The organism is Bartonella sp. AP30XZML, from assembly GCF_042195945.1.
In the GTDB taxonomy this organism is placed as follows: domain Bacteria; phylum Pseudomonadota; class Alphaproteobacteria; order Rhizobiales; family Rhizobiaceae; genus Bartonella.
This window is the reverse complement of record NZ_JBHIPJ010000109.1, coordinates 46,240-64,997: the sequence shown is the minus strand read 5'-3', so window position 1 is coordinate 64,997 and position 18,758 is coordinate 46,240. Positions and strand designations below refer to the sequence as shown.

Annotated in this window: 16 protein-coding genes and 2 pseudogenes; 12 read left to right on the top strand and 6 right to left on the bottom strand. The window is 38.4% G+C overall.

From position 1 onward, the window contains the following. The first annotated feature begins 186 nt into the window (after window positions 1-186). Complete coding sequence (gene uvrB / locus ACFIL2_RS08180) at window positions 187-2,496, top strand: excinuclease ABC subunit UvrB (RefSeq protein WP_375680256.1); 2,310 nt, start codon at window positions 187-189, stop codon at window positions 2,494-2,496. Window positions 2,497-3,125: 629 nt separating this feature from the next. Further along, complete coding sequence (locus ACFIL2_RS08175; RefSeq protein ID WP_375680255.1) at window positions 3,126-3,914, top strand: BA14K family protein; 789 nt, start codon at window positions 3,126-3,128, stop codon at window positions 3,912-3,914. Window positions 3,915-3,983: 69 nt separating this feature from the next. Here ACFIL2_RS08175 and ACFIL2_RS08170 read toward each other — a convergent pair. Beyond that, a pseudogene (locus ACFIL2_RS08170) lies at window positions 3,984-4,295 on the bottom strand (MBL fold metallo-hydrolase); the annotation flags it as partial. Between the two features lie 4 nt (window positions 4,296-4,299). Between ACFIL2_RS08170 and ACFIL2_RS08165 the strand changes: the two are divergent. After that, window positions 4,300-4,698, top strand: a pseudogene (locus ACFIL2_RS08165) (sensor histidine kinase); the annotation flags it as partial. Between the two features lie 470 nt (window positions 4,699-5,168). After that, window positions 5,169-5,792 carry a BA14K family protein gene (locus ACFIL2_RS08160; RefSeq protein WP_375638077.1) on the top strand — a complete coding sequence of 208 codons (624 nt, stop codon included), beginning with the start codon at window positions 5,169-5,171 and terminating at the stop codon, window positions 5,790-5,792. Between the two features lie 69 nt (window positions 5,793-5,861). On the opposite strand, the gene ACFIL2_RS08155 is transcribed toward ACFIL2_RS08160, so the two are convergent. Continuing rightward, window positions 5,862-6,512: an MBL fold metallo-hydrolase gene (locus ACFIL2_RS08155; RefSeq protein ID WP_375612975.1), complete on the bottom strand. Its 651-nt coding sequence runs from the start codon at window positions 6,510-6,512 to the stop codon at window positions 5,862-5,864. A 143-nt stretch (window positions 6,513-6,655) separates the two neighbouring features. Between ACFIL2_RS08155 and ACFIL2_RS08150 the strand changes: the two genes are divergently transcribed. Together ACFIL2_RS08150 and ACFIL2_RS08145 are read left to right on the top strand one after the other, a co-directional pair. Beyond that, window positions 6,656-7,360 carry a response regulator gene (locus ACFIL2_RS08150; RefSeq protein WP_375612976.1) on the top strand — a complete coding sequence of 235 codons (705 nt, stop codon included), beginning with the start codon at window positions 6,656-6,658 and terminating at the stop codon, window positions 7,358-7,360. An 8-nt stretch (window positions 7,361-7,368) separates the two neighbouring features. Then, window positions 7,369-8,709, top strand: coding sequence for an ATP-binding protein (locus tag ACFIL2_RS08145; protein ID WP_375676866.1), 1,341 nt, complete (start codon window positions 7,369-7,371; stop codon window positions 8,707-8,709). Window positions 8,710-8,754: 45 nt separating this feature from the next. Here ACFIL2_RS08145 and ACFIL2_RS08140 read toward each other — a convergent pair whose 3' ends face one another. Continuing rightward, a complete protein-coding gene (locus tag ACFIL2_RS08140) occupies window positions 8,755-9,255 on the bottom strand; it encodes a YbjN domain-containing protein (protein WP_375634206.1) in 501 nt (166 codons plus the stop codon). Window positions 9,256-9,658: 403 nt separating this feature from the next. Then, window positions 9,659-9,904 carry an accessory factor UbiK family protein gene (locus tag ACFIL2_RS08135; RefSeq protein ID WP_273791228.1) on the bottom strand — a complete coding sequence of 82 codons (246 nt, stop codon included), beginning with the start codon at window positions 9,902-9,904 and terminating at the stop codon, window positions 9,659-9,661. A 321-nt stretch (window positions 9,905-10,225) separates the two neighbouring features. On the opposite strand from ACFIL2_RS08135, the gene lgt reads away from it, so the two are divergent. The 4 genes from lgt to ACFIL2_RS08115 all read left to right on the top strand — a co-directional run bounded on the left by lgt (window position 10,226) and on the right by ACFIL2_RS08115 (window position 14,459). Beyond that, window positions 10,226-11,104: a prolipoprotein diacylglyceryl transferase gene (lgt, locus tag ACFIL2_RS08130; RefSeq protein WP_375676865.1), complete on the top strand. Its 879-nt coding sequence runs from the start codon at window positions 10,226-10,228 to the stop codon at window positions 11,102-11,104. After that, window positions 11,079-12,158 carry a class I SAM-dependent methyltransferase gene (locus ACFIL2_RS08125; protein WP_375676864.1) on the top strand — a complete coding sequence of 360 codons (1,080 nt, stop codon included), beginning with the start codon at window positions 11,079-11,081 and terminating at the stop codon, window positions 12,156-12,158. The genes lgt and ACFIL2_RS08125 overlap by 26 nt, the downstream gene beginning before the upstream one ends. Before the next feature lie 102 nt (window positions 12,159-12,260). Beyond that, a complete protein-coding gene (gene pgeF / locus ACFIL2_RS08120) occupies window positions 12,261-13,052 on the top strand; it encodes a peptidoglycan editing factor PgeF (RefSeq protein ID WP_375680254.1) in 792 nt (263 codons plus the stop codon). A 474-nt stretch (window positions 13,053-13,526) separates the two neighbouring features. Further along, a complete protein-coding gene (locus ACFIL2_RS08115; RefSeq protein WP_375606345.1) occupies window positions 13,527-14,459 on the top strand; it encodes a ribose-phosphate pyrophosphokinase in 933 nt (310 codons plus the stop codon). Here ACFIL2_RS08115 and ACFIL2_RS08110 read toward each other — a convergent pair. Then, window positions 14,456-15,955 (bottom strand): helicase HerA domain-containing protein, encoded by a 1,500-nt coding sequence (locus ACFIL2_RS08110; RefSeq protein ID WP_375680253.1) that lies wholly within the window; start codon window positions 15,953-15,955, stop codon window positions 14,456-14,458. The genes ACFIL2_RS08115 and ACFIL2_RS08110 overlap by 4 nt on opposite strands. 292 nt (window positions 15,956-16,247) lie before the next feature. On the opposite strand from ACFIL2_RS08110, the gene ACFIL2_RS08105 reads away from it, so the two are divergent. Further along, window positions 16,248-16,877 (top strand): 50S ribosomal protein L25/general stress protein Ctc, encoded by a 630-nt coding sequence (locus tag ACFIL2_RS08105; RefSeq protein ID WP_375617601.1) that lies wholly within the window; start codon window positions 16,248-16,250, stop codon window positions 16,875-16,877. A gap of 76 nt (window positions 16,878-16,953) precedes the next feature. Further along, window positions 16,954-17,580: an aminoacyl-tRNA hydrolase gene (pth, locus tag ACFIL2_RS08100; RefSeq protein WP_375636231.1), complete on the top strand. Its 627-nt coding sequence runs from the start codon at window positions 16,954-16,956 to the stop codon at window positions 17,578-17,580. Window positions 17,581-17,773: 193 nt separating this feature from the next. Here the strand turns inward: pth and ACFIL2_RS08095 are convergent, their stop codons facing one another. Beyond that, entirely contained in the window at window positions 17,774-18,517 is a 744-nt protein-coding gene (locus ACFIL2_RS08095) for a L,D-transpeptidase (RefSeq protein WP_375634218.1), read from the bottom strand. Window positions 18,518-18,758: the final 241 nt, after the last annotated feature.

The window sequence follows — 18,758 nt, the reverse complement described above, 5'->3', positions numbered from 1 at the left end:
ATATGCTCCTTCCAAAGAAACACTTCGAAGAATTTGTCTCATAAAAAACTTGATCAATATCCTAATGAAAGCTCTAATAAACCAAAATAAATCTGTTCAATAACGTTTTGCTGTTGTCGTAATAAATTTGTAAAAATTAGTATTTTCTTTAAAATCACCAGCACTTTTCTATCAAAGGATACAACAATGAAAAATGGTGTTACTGCAACAGTAGAAGCTCTTTCTGCTCTTATTGCTTCAGGTAATCCTCTTTTTAAGAATGGTGCATTATGGACACCTCACCGCCCCATTCGTCCTGAAAAATCTGAAGGTGGTATTCCATTTCAACTCGAAACATCTTTTAAACCAGCGGGAGATCAACCTCAAGCCATTAAAACTCTGGTTGAGGGAATTCAAAAAAATGAACGTACACAAGTGCTTTTGGGTGTTACCGGCTCAGGGAAAACCTATACAATGGCCAATATCATTGAAAAAACACAGCGTCCAGCTCTGATTTTAGCTCCCAATAAAACTCTAGCAGCGCAGCTTTATGGGGAATTTAAAAGTTTTTTTCCCCATAATGCCGTCGAATATTTTGTTTCCTATTATGACTATTATCAACCAGAAGCCTATGTTGCACGCTCAGACACTTATATTGAAAAGGAATCCTCAATTAATGAACAAATCGACCGTATGCGCCATGCTGCAACACGCGCTGTCTTAGAGCGTGATGATGTTATTATCGTCGCATCTGTCTCCTGCATCTACGGAATTGGTTCCGTAGAAACCTATACGGCCATGACCTTCGAAATAGAAAAAGGGGACAAACTCAATCAACGAAAACTCTTGGCTGATTTAGTCTCTCAACAGTATTATCGACAAGATATCAACTTCGTTCGTGGTTCCTTTCGTGTACGAGGGGATACAATCGAAATTTTCCCTGCCCACCTCGAAGATCGTGCTTGGCGTATTTCGCTCTTTGGCGATGAAGTGGAAACAATTACGGAATTTGATCCTCTAACGGGTCAAAAAACAGGTGATCTTCAATCGATTAAAATTTATGCCAACTCACACTACGTAACACCACGCCCAACACTTAACCAAGCAATGAAATCGATCAAAATGGAACTCGTTCAACGCCTCGATGAATTAAATGCGGCTGGACGTCTTTTAGAAGCACAACGTTTAGAACAACGTACAATTTTTGATTTAGAAATGTTGGAAACTACCGGCTCATGCTCTGGAATCGAGAATTATTCACGCTTTTTAACGGGACGAAAACCCGGAGAACCACCACCAACCTTGTTCGAATACATTCCAAATAATGCTCTTGTTTTTATCGATGAAAGCCACGTAACCATTCCCCAAATTGGTGGCATGTACCGAGGTGACTTTCGTAGAAAAGCAACCTTAGCAGAATATGGTTTTCGCCTCCCTTCTTGTATGGATAACCGTCCTTTACGCTTTGAAGAATGGGATGCTATGCGCCCACAAACGATTGCTGTCTCCGCAACACCTGGACGGTGGGAAATAGAACAATCTCACGGTACTTTTGCAGAACAAGTTATTCGCCCCACAGGGCTTGTTGACCCACCAACAGAGGTTCGTCCAGCCAAAAATCAAGTCGATGATGTTGTGAATGAAATTCGTAAAACAATTCAAAAAGGCTACCGTACATTGGTGACAGTTCTCACAAAGCGTATGGCCGAAGATTTAACGGAATATCTCCACGAACAAGGTATTCGTGTACGCTATATGCATTCTGACATTGATACATTAGAACGCATTGAGATTCTACGCGATCTTCGGCTTGGCACCTTTGATGTCCTCATCGGTATCAACTTGCTCCGAGAAGGCTTAGATATTCCAGAATGTGGTTTTGTTGCCATTCTAGATGCCGATAAAGAGGGCTTTTTGCGCTCTGAAACTTCCCTCATACAAACAATCGGACGTGCTGCACGTAACGTAGATGGCCGTGTTATCCTCTATGCAGATACGATCACTGGTTCCATAAAACGAGCCTTACAGGAGACACAAAGACGTCGACAAAAACAAATAGCCTATAATGAAGAACACCATGTCACACCGAAAAGTATCAAAAAAAATATCGGAGATATTCTCAATTCAGGCTATGAAAACAACCATATTCGTACAAATATCCCTGATGTCATCGAGAAAAAAAATATGGTTGGCAACAATTTAGCATCTCATATTAAACACCTCGAAAAATTAATGCATGAAGCAGCTGCTGATCTTAATTTTGAAGAAGCAGCACGCCTTCGCGATGAAATCAAACAATTACAAAAGATAGAACTAGAACTCGCGGAAAATCCCTTAACACATCATAGCGAACAATCCACCCATGAGCGCGTATTACAACCAAGTCTTTTCTCCAAACCAGACCTTGCACACATGGGACCAACCATGGACACTGGTATTTTGGAAAATCAAAAAGGAAAATCTCGTAAAAACACCCCTAATCAAGCAACAATAAAACGAAAAAAACGCAATCAATGAAGGAGCAAAAAATTTCAAACCGCATAAAATAATCTTCAGCTCTTCTAAAAAAAGACGAAAGCTCAAAAGCAAACAGCGTTATCCGAAAAATAGACAACCTCCAACATCAAGGGTGCTTCAATTTGTCTAAAACAACATGAGTGGAAACATTTTATAAAAAATTTCTAAAATATATTATCTTTATACAGTTATACTCTGATATCTAACTCAATATTATTTATCCTTACAAGAAAATATTCAAATAGGACACTGTCCTATAACACAAATAAAGTAAAATAAGACTTTATCATAGCACCATAAGCCTATGATAAAAAATGATAACTTTTATTCATATCCCTATTGTTCAATTCATATTGTACCAAACAATAAAAAATTATCCCTAAATAAAGAGTTTATATTCCATAGTAAAAAATCGTGGACTCTCAATACAAACTTATTAATTAACCTCAAGCAGAGTACATTAATTGAAATCAAAATTCTGTTATGATTTCATTTTACTGTCTCCGCGATAGATTTAACTAAATAAATTTTTATTTTTTTGTCACAATAAAGCCCAAAATTGTTCAGGCTCTATTCAGTTTGAAACGTGTAGGATGTGAAAAATACGAATTTACACAAGGAGCATCATTATGAAAAAAGTGATCAGGTTAGCGGTATTATCAGCAATGTCAACTGTGACCGTTTTGATGCCGCTAAATGCAACGCTTGCGGATATGGCATGGAATCGTAGTGACTCTATCTCGAGAGAAATAGATGATATGATGAGGAAGATGCGTAAAGAAACAGATGATGCGATAAGGGAAATGAGGAAGAAAGCTGATATTCTGCCTTGCGGTTTTTCTCGCTCCCATTGTTCTGATAAAAAACGTAGCTTTTTATCTGATGATTTCCAAAAGTTTGTTGATGATTTCCACAAGAGTTCTGATGACGACAAGAGAAGATTTAAAGCCAAACATGAAAGGTCTGTAGCCAAACAGAGTAAGACGGAACAACAACAACAACATCATCATCATCACCACCACCATTATCATCATGTTGAAAACAAAACATATCATTACGTCGAGCGCAAAAAGACAAAACACAGTAATATTCATATAGATAACTCAGGAGATGCTTTAGCGGTGGGTATTCTTGGTCTTGCAACAGGTACGATTCTTGGTACAATTTTAAAAAAACCAGAACAGCCACAAGTGGTTTATCAAATAGTACCACAAAATCAGGTAATTTATCAAAAAGTTCCGCAAAATCAAAGAGTTTATCAAGTGCAGCAAACAGTGGCATATGAGCCACTCCAGCAATCATTAGAATCTGATTGGCTTAACTATTGCAAGAAAAAATACCGTTCCTTTAACCCTAAAACAGGGACCTTTCGAGACCGTAATGGTTTGGAACACATTTGTTATGCCCCAATAAATTAACTTCTGTTCCGTCCTACTAAAAAAGTTTTAAATGGCAAAAAAAAACGCTTCAAAGCGTTTTTTATTTGCTCATATATTAAAATCTTGAAGAAAAGGGTTATTTTGGCGCTCATAGCCTATGCTACTTTTGGGATCATGCCCACAGATAAAACAAACATCATCGCCTAAGGGTAAAACTTTTTCTCGAAGGGATTGCATCAATTTTTCATAAGAACAGAAGGGGAAGTCCGTACGTCCAATAGAACCACGAAAGAGAACATCACCCAAAAGGGCTAAGTGCTCTTTTTCATTGAAATAAATAACATGACCAAGGGAATGCCCCAGTGTATGTAAAACCCTAAACTCATGTCCAGCAAAATACACACACTCACCATCTTCTAACTATATCGAACAACGCACCACGATGCTTTCGGGTGTAAGCCATGATTTAAGAACCATTCTCACCCGTTTTAAACTTCAGCAAACATTAGCAAATACTGACTTTGATATTAAGCAGCTTGAACAAGATGTGAGCGACATGTAAAATATGTTAGAAGATTACCTTGCTTTTGCCCGTAGTGAAGAAAGTGAGTGTGTTAAAACTTTTGATTTAAATGCTCTTATGCAAAAATTCTCTACCGATGCACATCTTCACAAACGCCAATTTTCCTACACCATTGAAAGCCCTACACAAATACAAGCACGTCCACGTGCCTTCACGCGTCTCATCAGCAATATTGTGTCAAATGCATTTTGTCATGCCAATACTGTCAAACTAACAGCCATATCCCAACAAGAATGTTTCCCATATATCAAAAAAGTTCCCGCAATATATTATATTTATACAGTTATAATATGATATCGAACTCAATATTTAGCCTCACAAGAGAGTAGTCAAACAGGACTGTATTCAATCACACAAATAAGGTTCTATCTTAGCACCATAAGCCTATAATAAAAAACGATAACTTTTGTTCATACACCTATTGTTCAATTCATATTGTATCAAGCAATAAAAAAGTACTCATCAATAAATAATTTATAACCAATAGTAAAAAATCTGGTGCTCTAAATACAAGCTGCTTAATTAACCTTAAGAAGAGTACATTAATTGAAATCAAAATTCTGTCATGATTTTATTTTACTGTACCGGCAATGTTTTAACTAAATGAATTTTTATTTTTTTGTCACAATAAAGTCCAAAATTGTTCAGGCTCTATTCAGTTTGAAACGTGTAGGATGTGAAAAATACGAATTTACACAAGGAGCATCATTATGAAAAAAGTGATCAGATTAGCGGTATTATCAGCAATGTCTACTGCAACCGTTTTGATGCCATTAAATCCAACGCTTGCAGATATGGCATGGTATCATAACTATGACATGAGAAGGGAGGCTGGTTTACCGTCTCACAATTTTAGCTCCCATTTTTCTCATAGTGAACATCACTCTTTTGATAATCCCCACACGCGTCATTATGTTAGCCATAAATGGGGAGCACAACAACACCATCATGTTGAACACAAGACATATCATTATGTCGAGCGCAAAAAGACAAAACACAGTAGTATTAATATAAATAACTCAGGAGAAGCTTTAGCAATGGGCATTCTTGCTCTTGCAGCAGGTGCACTTCTCGGCAAAATTTTTAAAAAATCAGAACAGCCACAAGTGGTTTATCAAACCGCACCACAGCATCAAATTGTATATCAACAGGTTCCACAGGAACAGATAATTTATGAAGCTCCGCAAACGGTGGAATATGAGCCAGTACAACAATCATTAGAATCTGATTGGCTTAACTATTGCAAGAAAAAATACCGTTCTTTCAACCCTAAAACAGGAACTTTCCGAGACCGTAATGGTTTGGAACACGTTTGTTATGCCCCAATAAATTAACTTCTGTTCTGCCCTACTAAAAAGTCTTAAATGGCAAAAAAAACGCTTCAAAGCGTTTTTTTTATTTGCTCATATATTAAAATCTTGAAGAAAAGGATTATTTTGGCGCTCATAGCCTATGCTACTTTTGGGACCATGCCCACAGATAAAACAAACATCATCGCCTAAGGGTAAAACTTTTTCTCGAAGAGATTGCATCAATTTTTCATAAGAACAGAAGGGGAAGTCCGTACGTCCAATAGAACCACGAAAGAGAACATCACCCAAGAGGGCTAAGCGCTCTTTTTCATTGAAATAAATAACATGACCAGGGGAATGTCCTGGGGTGTGAAAAACCTTAAACACATGTCCAGCAAAATGAACGCACTCACCATCTTCTAACCATTGGTCAGGAATACAGATGCAAGCATCAGTGATGCCATAATTTTTTGCGCTTTCGCTCACGGCATCCATCACAGGCTTATCATCGCGATGTGAACCGATAATTTTTACATTAAGCGCTTCTTTCACTTGCATTGCTGCTCCTACATGATCAAAATGACCATGTGTTATCCAAATAGCCTCAACGATAACACCATTCTTTTCGATTACGTCTTGAATTCGTGGCCAATCACCACCAGGATCAACGAGGACCCCCGTTTTACTTTCACTATCAAAAAGCAAAGTGCAATTTTGTTGGAATGTCGTAACTGGAATAATATGTATATTAAGACTACCCATAATATCCTTTTCAAAAATAACTTTTTTAAATTTATAAATAAAACTTTCTTTCCTTTAAGGTAAAGGTGCTGCTCGACAGCTTTATACAACTTATGTAAACTTGCATTTTGTGTAAACTAAATTTTTATCAAGGTTTTTTAAGAATGAGCAATCACGTTCAAGTTTTGTGTGACGATGCCCCTCACCTTCTTGTGATTGATGACGATACACGTATTCGCAATCTTTTATTTCAGTTTCTCATTAAAAATGGATTTCGTGTTTCAGTTTCAGCTAATGCGAATGAAGCAAGACGACTGTTAGCAAGTTTAGATTTTGATCTTCTTATTGTTGATGTCATGATGCCTGGCGAAAACGGTATTGATCTCACTCATTCACTCCGCCAAACAAAAGATGTCCCTATCTTTATGTTAACAGCTTTATCAGAAATAGACAATCGTATCCGTGGATTAGAAGCAGGGGCAGATGATTATCTGGCTAAGCCGTTTGACCCTCGTGAACTTCTCCTTCGCATCAACGCCATTTTACGACGTGGTTTTCCCCCTCACCAACCTAAAATTGAGCAAATAGTTTTTGGTCCTTATATATTTTCAATTTCACGACGCGAACTCAAAAAAGGAGGAGAAATTATTAAATTAACAGATAAAGAACAAGAAATGATGGTCATGTTTGCCGAAAATGCAGGCGATACAATTCCGCGCCATAAATTCGCAACCGATGACAGCAATATAAGTGAACGTGCCATTGATGTGCAGATCAACCGCCTTCGTCGTAAAATCGAAAAAAACCCAGCACTGCCTATATGGCTCCAAACCGTGCGAGGAATAGGGTATAAACTCTCTATTGAATAGGCACAAGAATGATCAAACCTTTAAGATTTTTTCTTCGATGGTTAACGAAAAAAATGCCTAAACGGCTTTATGCTCGCTCTTTGATCATTATCATCGCTCCCATGGTGCTTCTGCAAACGGTCATTGCTTATGTCTTTATGGAACGACATTGGCAAATGGTAACCGAGCGTCTTTCAACGGCTGTCGTGCATGATATTTCAGCCATTATTGATATTCTTGAAACATATCCCCAACAAGATAACTATGAAGATATCAAGCGTATTGCACAACAACGTATGGGATTAAATATTTCTATTCTATCTCCTACCTCCTTACCCCCTCCAGGACCTAAGCCATTTTTTGCAATTCTTGACTATTTTTTAAGTGAAGAAATCACCCGCCAAATTAACCGTCCCTTCTGGATCGATACCGTAGGAGATTCTGATCTTGTTGAAATCCGTATCCACCTTGGTCACAACATTTTACGCGTCTTTGCTCCACGCAGCCAAGCCTATGCTTCCAATACTGCTATTTTTTTAAGCTGGATGGTAGGAACAGCTCTTGTTTTATTGCTGATAGCAATTTACTTTTTACGCAATCAAATCAAACCGATTCAACAATTGGCTGAAGCAGCAGAAAGCTTTGGACGCGGTCGTCCTTTACCAAAAGGATTTCAACCACAAGGAGCTGATGAAGTCCGTCGTGCAGGCATCGCTTTTTTACGCATGCGTGAACGTATTGAACGCCAAATTGAACAACGTACCATGATGCTCTCAGGAGTAAGTCATGATTTAAGAACCATTCTTACACGCTTTAAACTTCAGCTGGCATTAGTAAATACTGACTTTGATATTAAACCGCTTGAGCAAGATGTAAGTGACATGCAAAATATGTTAGAAGATTATCTTGCTTTTGCTCGTGGTGAAGGAAGTGAAAGTGTCAAGACTTTTGATTTAAATGCTCTTATGCAAAAATTCTCCACCGATGCTCGTCTTCACAAACGTCAATTTTCTTACACTATTGAAGGTCCTACAGAAATACAAGTACGTCCCCGTGCTTTTACACGCTTGGTCAGCAATCTTGTATCAAATGCATTTTGTTACGGCACGACTGTTAAACTAACCGCTAACTCTCAACAAGAATCTTTTATATTGATAATCGATGATAATGGACCTGGAATTCATGAAGATATGCGCACAGAAGTTTTTAAGCCATTCTTTCGACTTGATAAAGCGCGAAATCAAGATGCAAGTGGAACAGGACTTGGTCTTTCTATTGCTCAAGACATAGCACGTAGCCATGGTGGTAATATACAATTAGATGAGAGCCCACTCGGGGGAGTGCGCGCTATTCTTGATGTCCCCCTATGAGCAATATTTCAGCAAACCGTCTGTAAAAATAACAGACTGTATATTTTAGGCATTCCCTACAGTTTCAAACAAAGTGTACTGTAGTGCCTTGTAAGCACTTTCTCCCGACAAAGCAACCATCTGAAATGCAACATAATGGCTTTCACAGGCTTTAAGTGCATGTATCAACAATGTTTCAACCTGTATATGAGATGGATGCATCCCACCAGCCAAAAGAAGACCTTGTCGATAAATAACTGAATTATTTCTTTGCCAGTAATCAAAATGTCCCAACAACAACTTTTCATTAATTGCTAGCAATAAGCGCTGTATTTCAGCTGTTCGAGCATTTTTAATAGAAAGATCAAACGAACAAGCTAAATGAAGTGCTTCATGCTCTTCCATCCATGAAAAAGCAAGACGATAGTTTGCGCGTTTTCCTTCCACACAAACGCTAATTTCATCTTCTGCATACCGCTCAAACGACCAATCATATTCACAGGCAATCTGTTCGATAAAGTCGACAGGGTGCTCTTTTCTTTCTGTGGCGCAAAATGCAAGCCTCATCACAATCCTCAATCATCTTAAAACATTGTCAACAGAATATAAACCGTCTAAACTGTAACAACATTTTGCTACAATCAGAACCTTTACACCAAACAAATACACATAAAAACATCGACAGTACACAAACACCCAGAACACAATCGCGCTGTTTAGGGCAACCTGATAGTCATAAAACGAATCATCAAGTCTTTTCAGTGTATTGATACAATTTCATAGCGCCAGCCCCCCTGATTCAAAAAAATGTATTTTACCCCCAAAAAAAATCAAAAATAAACAAATGCTCCGCTCTAACAGACTCAAGATTAAGCATTTTTTAGTTTCACGCATCATATTGAAAAATTGGGGATATTTTTTTGAAGATTCTTTTTTTTAAACTATTTTACTTTTTTGTGTCTGCGTTTTTTTAATCATCTTTTTTTAAATCATCAAGGCGTCTTTTCAAATCAGCGTTATCAGCATGGATTTTCAGCACCATCTCCTTAAAAGTCTCAAACTCTTCGCGAGAAACAAGATCAAGTTTGTTTGCTATCTTTTCAGCCTGCACACGAAAAGCTGTTCCAGCTTCACGTCGTATGCCTTGCGCAACGTCAGCAGCATCCGTTGCTAATTTTGCTAATTCATCAAGAATACGATTTGATCCATTACGCATAACCTTTTTCCTTAAATTTTAATTATTGACGCACGCATTATAGCGTATTCTCATAATAGCGTATTCTCATAACATTTAGATACTGTAATTTGTTCCTTTTACTCTATATTTTACATACTGTGCAGATTTTTCATAATGATTTTGTTTAAGATTTTTTAATATTCCTTTTATCACCATATTTTTTACCGCGATAAATCAGTGGAAATCTACCCCCCTTTCTGACTAGCCTCCCTACTGACTTGACCATTGTGTATTCATCTGTCATTTCTGATCATCAGAGTCACTTCATATTCATCTCGTATAATGTAAGATGCTTAACTCATGAACAATTTGTCTTGTCCAGCCATTGCTTTTCCGTCTTTTCTTGATCCTGTTATTATCCAGCTAGGTCCCATAACACTTCATTGGTATGGACTTGGTTACGTGCTGGGTATTCTTTTTGCTTGGTGGTATGCGCAAAAATTATTAAAAGAAACATCTCTATGGTATAGAAACTATCCTCCTATGGATAAAGAAAAGATCGGAGATTTTGTTGTCTGGTCTGCCATAAGTGTTGTTGTCGGAGGGCGTTTAGGACAAGTTCTTGTATGGGATCCCATTTACTATTTTAATCATCCAAGTGCTATTATTGCCGTATGGGATGGGGGAATGTCCTTTCATGGCGGTCTTATTGGTATTATCATTGCTATGATCTGGTTTGCCCGTAAAAATCGTATTAACATACGAGCCATGTTTGATATCATTGCTGCAGGTGCTCCTATTGGTATCGGCATTGTACGAATCTGCAACTTCATTAACCAAGAATTATGGGGTAATATTACTACACGTCCTTGGGCTGTTTGTTTTCCTCTCGATCCTTACTATTTACCGCGCCATCCAAGCCAGCTTTACGAAGCATTTATGGAAGGATTTCTTCTCTTCATCATCCTGTGTCTTCTTATTTTTGGGTTCAAAGCATTAAAACGTCCCGGTACTGTATCAGGAACATTTATTATAGGCTACGCAGTAACACGCAGCATTTCTGAAATTTACCGTGCGCCTCAAGAAGATCCAGAATGGTTTTCGACTCTTTTCCATTCTACTGGTTTTACCTATGGCATGGCTTTATCTCTTCCCATGCTTCTTGTAGGGTTTTATCTTCTTCTCCACGCCTTTAAATATAAACCGACAGAAAATGGCCAATCTCAAAGAAAAAATTAAAGAAATTATTGTCCTTAATGGACCAATCACTGTTAGCCAATATATGACGTTGGCACTTACAGATCCTCAATTTGGTTATTATCAAACACAAACACCTTTCGGACGTGCTGGTGATTTCATTACAGCACCTGAAATAAGCCAATTATTTGGAGAAATGATTGGCATTTGGACTCTTGCAAGCTGGAAAGCTCAAGGTTATCCTCATCCTTTTATCCTCGCTGAGATAGGTCCAGGACGTGGAACTTTGATGGATGACATTTTGCGAACTATCCAAAAGCTTTCTACAAGAGCATTTAATGCTGCTGAAATTTTTCTGATCGAAATAAGCAAAAAACTTGCAAAAGAACAAAAAAAGCGCCTTTGCTCTTATCAAAAACAAATCCATAGCATTGAAAATTTTAATCAAATTCCTTCAAAACCTCTCTTCCTCATTGCTAATGAATTTCTCGATACACTCCCTATCAACCAATATATTAAAATCAATGGAGAATGGAAAGAGCGCCGCATTACAGTCAATCAAAATGGAGATTTCATCTTTATTGCTGCCCCGCATAAACTTCCCTCTTCTTGTCTACAAACCTATTGTTCTAAAGTGCCTGACGGAACAATTTTTGAACATGCCCCCTTACGGCATCAATTCATGCAACAAATCAGCCACCATTTAGTGCAAGTGACGGGTTCTGCTTTACTTATCGACTATGGTGCTTGTAAACTTGCCTTTGGCGATACCTTGCAAGCACTCTCAAAACATAGATTTCGTGATGTTTTTGATGCCCCTGGTGAACATGATTTAACATCCCATGTTGATTTTTCTTTTTTAAAAAACATAGCTCTTGAACAGGGCTGTTTTGCTGAAATCTTAGAGCAAGGAGAATTTCTTTTTAAAATGGGGCTACTGGAGCGCGCAAACCAGCTTGGAGTTGGCAAAAGTGCTCCTTTGCAAGACAAAATCCGCCAAGACATCGAACGGCTCGCTGGTCCAGATCAGATGGGAAAATTATTTAAAGTTTTACATTTCAGTGATAAAAATATCTCCATACCTCCCCAATTTTAGTGATCGGCGCTTTTGTCAATAAACACATCATTATCTGAAATATTCATTGACAAATATGAACATCTCCATCCTCACTTTAAATAATCTCCATAAGGAACTTTTATGAAATCTATCCCTCATCCCATTCTTGCAAAAAATCTTTCTACTTTACACACCCATGGAATAAAACATGGATTTTTTACACGTCAAGATGGTGTTTCAAAAAATCTTTATCATAGTCTTAATGTTGGGAAAGGTTCAAATGATCAACTTGAATATATTGTACAGAATCGTCTTTTGATTGCCAATTATTTTTCTATTGAAGCACAAAATTTAGTCACAGTTAATCAAATACATTCCTGTAACGTTGTCGTAGCTCATCAAGCAACTATCGGTGCACCTCCTCAAGCTGATGCTCTGGTTACAACCACCCCAGAACTCGTTATTGGGGTTCTTACAGCAGATTGCGGACCCATTCTGTTTGCTGATCCACAAGCTAGAGTCATCGCTGCAACTCATGCTGGCTGGCGTGGAAGCTTAAATGGAATTATCGAGAAAACAATTGCTGTTATGGAAAAACAAGGAGCCAAAAGACAATCAATAACAGCAGTCCTGGGACCTTGTATTGGCCCTTATCACTATGAAGTAACAAATGAATTTTACGACCAATTTATTGATTACCACAGCAAATACCAAAAATATTTTTTTAAAACAAACAAAATAAATCGCTTTTATTTTAATCTATGGGCATTTATTATAAATCAACTCAAAGAAGCAGGTGTTAATGCTTCTTGTGTAGAGCTTTGTACCTATCAAGATGAACAGCGTTTTTTCTCCTATCGCCGTGCAATACACCGCAACGAACCCGATTACGGACGGCAAATTTCTGCTATTATGCTGAAAAACAAAAGATGAGCCCCTTTTATGCTTGAGAACAATACCAAAACTGCAAAACTAAACTTTTTACCCAAATGGAAAAATAAATCCCATTGTACTTTGCTTTTTTCACGAAATTATCTACCAGCCCATAAAATATGATAGCCTTCGCTATGATCATTTTCAATGTTTGGTTATAATGATTGAAGGCAAGATGATACTTCTTTTTATTACTCCCCTTCATTCATCTTAAATATGAAACATTCCCCATATTGAAAGTATTTTTATAAAGTAATAACTAAAAAGCTTAATCAATATGTATTTCTTTGCCGCATGGAGAAAAAACTTTGCTCTAAAAGTAACAAACTTTTGGAAAAAGAGAAAACATACTGCATAGCTCTTTAATAATAATCAATAAAATTGTAAGGCTTTTGTAATTGTTCTCTTGCAATTTAATAAAAAGAAATTAAAAACCGTGTCGCATTCCCACCATGATGATTCAGAGGTTCTACTATGAAACTTTTCTGCGGAAATTCTAATCCACGCCTAGCTGAAGATGTTGCAAATTATTTGAACATCCCCTTAGGCAAAGCAACTGTAAAGCGCTTTGCTGATCAAGAAATTTTCGTAGAACTGCATGAAAATGTACGTGGACAAGATGTTTTTGTTTTGCAATCTACATCCTATCCCGCAAATGATCATTTGATGGAATTACTCATCATGATTGATGCCCTTCGTCGTTCTTCTGCGCGTCGTATTACAGCTGTTATCCCCTATTTTGGCTATGCCCGCCAAGATAGAAAACCAGGACCACGGACTCCTATTTCTGCAAAACTTGTTGCCAACCTAATTACGGAAGCAGGGGCCCATCGTGTTTTAACATTGGACCTTCATGCAGGACAAATTCAAGGTTTTTTTGATATCCCTACGGATAATCTCTATGCTGTTCCTGTCATTTCTCGCGATGTCAAAGTGCATTATTCTCTTGAAAATGTTATCGTTGTTTCACCTGATGTGGGTGGTGTGGTGCGTGCGCGCGCACTCGCCAAGCGCTTGAACAGTTTGCTCGCTATTGTGGATAAACGTCGCGAAAGCCCCGGTGAATCAGAAGTTATGAATATCATTGGAGATGTATCGGGAAAAGATTGCCTTTTGCTTGATGATATTGTTGATTCAGGTGGAACTTTATGCAATGCAGCAAGTGCTCTGCTTAAACATGGTGCCAATAGTGTCACGGCTTATATCACGCACGGTGTTCTTTCTGGTAATGCAATCGAGCGAATTGCCAATTCAGAGATGAAAGAATTGGTTATTACAGATTCAATTATGCCAACACAAGCTATTGAGAAAACCCATAATATTCGTGTTTTGCCCATTGCCGACCTTATGGGAGAAGCAATAGCAAGGACAGCAGCAGAACAATCGGTTTCCAGCTTATTTGGTTAAAGTGGTTCCTTGGGGTCTCCTGGTGCTGTTTCAACACCAAGATCAGGAAATGCAACAATACGTCGACCACTAAAATGCGTGTGAATAACAATAAGTCCACGCTCTTCAAAGTAGGTTAAAAGTCGGCGTACACGGCTTAAAGAATGAGTCCCATAAAGACGTGCTAAAAATGCATCAGATGGACATGATTTTCCCCCTAATGCGGCCTGTGCCACGTTCAAGAAGACTCCTTGAACATCTTCTTCCAAACTTTCTGATATCTGCAAAATATGTTTCCAATGTTCACTGACAGCCGTTTGTTCATCAACAAAAGCCTGAGCAATAGCCAATTTACGCCGAAATTGTGAAAGATTAAAAGGAACCTTTGACATACCATGGATACGGCAACGAACTGAAAAATCTTGATAAAGCACCGCTGTCGAACGATAAAAAGCCTCAGAATCCTCAAGAATCTCCCGAATAATATGTTCTGCTTGGCCGTCACGCTCAACATCAGAAAGTTCAGGAAATAAACTCGGGTTTTCTTCCAACAACTCTTGTTTTTTATGCACTACCTCCTCTAACATCTCGTGCATTGACTTTTCCCTCATCGGCTCTCGTGTTTGTTTAAATGGCGTTAAAATTTCCTCTGGTGAAGCAGTAAAAACGAGCTCTTGCACATCATCCCGCTCTGTTGGAAGTGGCATTAATTTAGGACTAGAAGAGCGTGCCAAAGTTTCAACAGAACCGATAATGATTGGTAAGGGACGTCGTGATAAAGCAGGTCCTAAAGCTATAAAATTTCCCCGTTCAAGATCTCTAAACATTTCCGCTTGGCGACGCTCCATTCCCAAGAGATCAGCAGCGCGCACCATATCAATATCTAAAAAAGTCCGCCCTATTAAAAAGTTTGAAGCTTCCGCAGCAACATTTTTGGCAAGCTTAGCCAAACGTTGTGTCGCAATAACACCAGCAAGACCACGTTTACGTCCTCGACACATAAGATTGGTCATAGCGCTCAAAGAAATTTTACGCGCTTCATCAGAAACTTCTCCTGCTGCAGTTGGAGCAAACAATTGTGCTTCATCGACAACGACAACCATAGGATACCAATAATCACGTTCTACATCAAACAGTGCCCCAAGGAAAGCCCCTACAGCACGCATCTGTTGTTCAGTATCCAAGCCTTCAAGATTAAATACCACTGAAACTCGATGTTGTCGAATGCGATGGGCAATACGAGTCAATTCTAATTCACTACGTTGAGCCTCTACAATAACATGACCAAATTTATCTGCCAAAGTTACAAAATCGCCTTCTGGATCAATTACACAATGCTGCACCCACTTAGCACTTTGCTCCAAAAGACGGCGTAAAAGATGTGATTTTCCTGAACCGGAATTACCTTGTACAAGAAGACGTGTCGCCAATAATTCTTCCAAGTCAAGAAGTGCTGGCATCGATTTATGCAAAGCACGACTCTCTGACATCTCACCCAAGGCAATCTCAACCTTCATAACATCTCCAGTGTTTGATTTTGAACATATCAGCGCCAGCACATATTGGTTGATTCTCCATCCACACCGTAATTTGTAACATTTCCTCCTTTTTAACGGTAGAAATCATCGATTTTTCCCACAACTCTTGCATCTATGAATAGTTTGAACTATAGAACAAACTTCTGCGTAGACACCCTTGGAGGCAACGCAGAATGGAGTGATCGCTGTTGGTTAGCGCATATCTTCATATCCATGCAAAAACTATTACTGTTTTTGAAGGATCTCCAATCATGTAAAAAGGACTTAAATTATGAGCAAAAGCTACACTCTTAAGGCCGAAAAACGCGAGCGGGTTGGTAAGGGGTCCTCCCGTGAACTTCGCCGCAACGGTCTTATTCCTGCTGTCATTTATGGTGAAAAACAACCACCCTTGGCAATAACAGTTCCCTATAAAGAAATTTTCTACAAAATTCATGCCGGTGGCTTTCGTACCACCATTGCAACGATTATTCTTGACAAGCAAAAAATTATGGTTTTGCCAAAAGATTATCAATTAGATCCCGTGCGTGACTTTCCCCTCCATGTAGACTTTTTGCGCATCTCAGAAAAATCCGTTGTAGAAGTGAATATTCCTGTCCACTTCCTCAATGAAGATACGGCACCTGGACTTAAAAAGGGTGGTGTCCTCAATATTGTTCGGCACGAAATTGAATGTACAGCTCCAGCAAGTGCTATTCCTGAAGCTATTGAAATTGATCTCTCCAGCTACTCTATTGGTGATTCTATTCACATTTCAGCAGTGCAACTGCCAAAAGATGTGACTCCCATCATCCAAGATCGAGACTTTACCATTGCAACCATTGCAGCTCCTGCTGGCATGGATGTCAGCGATGAAACTTCTGAACAAGAAAATGATGAAGAAGACACGGAAACTTCATAAAACTCAAAAGGCGGGAATTTTTTCCGCCTTAATTTATGAGACATTACCCTTACTCATACTTTGACTGAAGATACACATGTGGCTTATTGCTGGTCTTGGCAATCCTGGTTTACAATATCAAAATAACCGCCATAATATCGGTTTTATGGCTGTTGATGCCATTTATCAGTCCTTCTCTTTTTCTACATGGTCAAAGAAGTTTCAAGCAGAAATCTCCAATGGTTTCATAAATAATGAGAAAATTTTTCTTATAAAACCACAAACTTTCATGAATCTTTCTGGTCAAGCTATCGGTGAAGCTTTGCGATTTTATAAATTAGATTTAAAGAATTTGATCATCATTTATGATGAGCTAGACCTGTCACCGGGGAAAGTTCGTATAAAAATTGGTGGAGGAAATAATGGGCATAATGGCATTAAGTCTATTGATACCCATTGTGGTACTGACTATTGTCGTATACGCATAGGAATTGGTCATCCTGGAAGCAAAGAACTTGTTCATCAGCATGTCCTGGGAAATTTTACCAAATCTGATCAAGAATGGTTATCCCCTCTCTTAGAGACAATCGCAAAAAATATCGCTCTCCTTATAAAAGATGATAAATCCCTCTTTATGAATGAAGTTTCACAAACGATAAAAAACAATCAGAACCATTGGCTTGCGTGTCCCAGTCGCGTGAAGAATATGAATAAGAACTCTTAAAAAAATCCTCTTATAAACTTAAGGCAAAATCTGTTGGCAACGTGAGAAGCTAGAAAATAGAACAGAATACAAGCTTGTATACACCTTTGAAAAAGAAAGGCTTATATTCTCTTTTATTCTCTTTTGAGAGAAAGAGAAGATTGAACAGCAAACCAAAATACTCAAACGGCTCTCTCCAATCTTCTCCCCTAAATTAAAAAAAATCATTTGGCTGAATGGTCGACTGTAGCGGATCGTAACCATTTGATTGTTGATTATAAACTGTAGGAATACTCCTATTGTTTTGCAATACCACAACACGCGAACCAACGGGAACACGATCATAAAGATCGATAATATCTTGATTAAGCAAACGGATACACCCACTTGAAATAGCACGCCCAATTGACCACGATTCATGTGAGCCATGAATACGGAAAAGTGTATCTTTCCCATTTTTGAACAAATAAAGTGCCCGCGCACCTAATGGATTATCGGGCCCTGGTGGCATTCCTTTCCCAAGATGACCATAACGTTCTGGTTCTCGAGCCATCATAGCTGCAGTAGGAGCCCAATTTGGCCACCGACGCTTGCGCTGTATAACCCCCTCACCTTCAAATGCTAGGCCTTCTTTACCGACACCAATCCCATAACGCAAAGCTTTTCCATTTTCACCAATAAGGTAAAGAAAACACTCTTGCGTATCGATAACCAATGTTCCAGGCGCATAAGATGTATAATAAATCACCTCTTGTCGCCAATATTTTGGATCAATTGTCGCAAGATCAACAGCAGGTAACGAATAGGTCTCATTCGTTACAGGACCATACAAAGCCTGTATTTCTGGTGGAATGTATCGAACTTGTTGAAAAGGTACCGATGACATATCTGACTGACGTGTAGCACATCCAGCCAAAGCCAAAAGTGCTGCAATTAAAAAGGCACAACGAGATAACACTCTTCTATTTTCTCCGATTAATTATTTATGCAGATTTGCATACCATGAAAAACTTAGCACAATATTAACATTAATTCGAAGTTTTCTTATCCTTGTAACTAAGGAGAACAATAAGGTAAGAAGAACTAAGGTAAAAAAGTAGATACCTACTACTTTAGACTTTTTTCTCACTTATCGCAAGACAAGGACTATAACTCTTCTGAAAATATGCTATAAAAAGGAAGCTTTATCTTGACCATAA